This is a genomic window from Paenibacillus sp. P4_A7, assembly GCF_056402455.1.
The window spans coordinates 1-906 of the sequence record NZ_JBFUHJ010000846.1 but is presented as its reverse complement, the minus strand read 5'-3'; the positions used below and the strand labels follow the sequence as shown (position 1 = coordinate 906).

At 48.7% G+C, this 906-nt stretch carries 1 protein-coding gene; it reads right to left on the bottom strand.

What is annotated here, in order from left to right:
* Positions 1–906, bottom strand: a 906-nt coding sequence (locus tag AC1DWN_RS34435) for an ABC transporter permease (RefSeq protein ID WP_477563294.1), incomplete at both ends; no start/stop codon positions are given.

The window sequence follows — 906 nt, the reverse complement described above, 5'->3', positions numbered from 1 at the left end:
CCTCTTCAGCATCCACATGCAGCTTTTTAATCAATCGTGAAGGACGAAAGATTACATATATCAAGACAACAGCAGCGGCTACAGCACTTGGCAGATATACATTAGACAAGGCTAATGGTATTGCGGCGAAGAGCCATAGCGGAAGGATACATAACAACAGAGCMATTCGATCCACCTTCAAATATTGCGCAACACGCTGCTTTTCCGGCAGTGGATAGACATGCTTCCATACCGAATAGCGATGAACATGGCGTAAACCACCTAGTTGAGCCGCTATCAATCCCACAAAGAGGATAAATATAGCTAGCGAGCCCCAACCTGAAAGAGAGACCGCATCCGCAAACCAATAAATAATCAGACAGCCAAGCAGCAGCAAGCGTATGAGAATACCGCCGATTTCCGACCGCAGCAAGGAAGCTGTATATAGATAGACAAATGTGCTACGATTCGCATAGGGCACGACACCCATAATCCAGCTTAAATAAGAGCGTTTGGCGATGCTGGACGGAAGCGTAGGAACATCTATGAACATTCCAAAAAAAACATAATAGCGTTTGCGCTTTCTTTCCTCTTCTTCAATAAGCCTCTCCCACGGTAATAAATGCCTGCTTGGCAACCTATGTACCAAGAGGAAAAGCACCCCGATCAGCACCACGAAAGCTGCTCCTTGCCAGAGTTCGCAGGTGAGCCATACCGTCCAAATAAACGCGGACAACGCCCAGCGCAGCAACCGCATAAGACGTCTCATGCTCGGCCACGTCATTTGCCGCTCTCTCCACGCTCCCCATACATTACCCGCCTTGAGCGCTGCTGCAGCAAGCACGAGTGACCATCCTCCACTGACAGCACTGCCTTGATTGTAAATCGGCAGGTATAACAGCAGAGCGATAGCGATTAGAAGCAGAC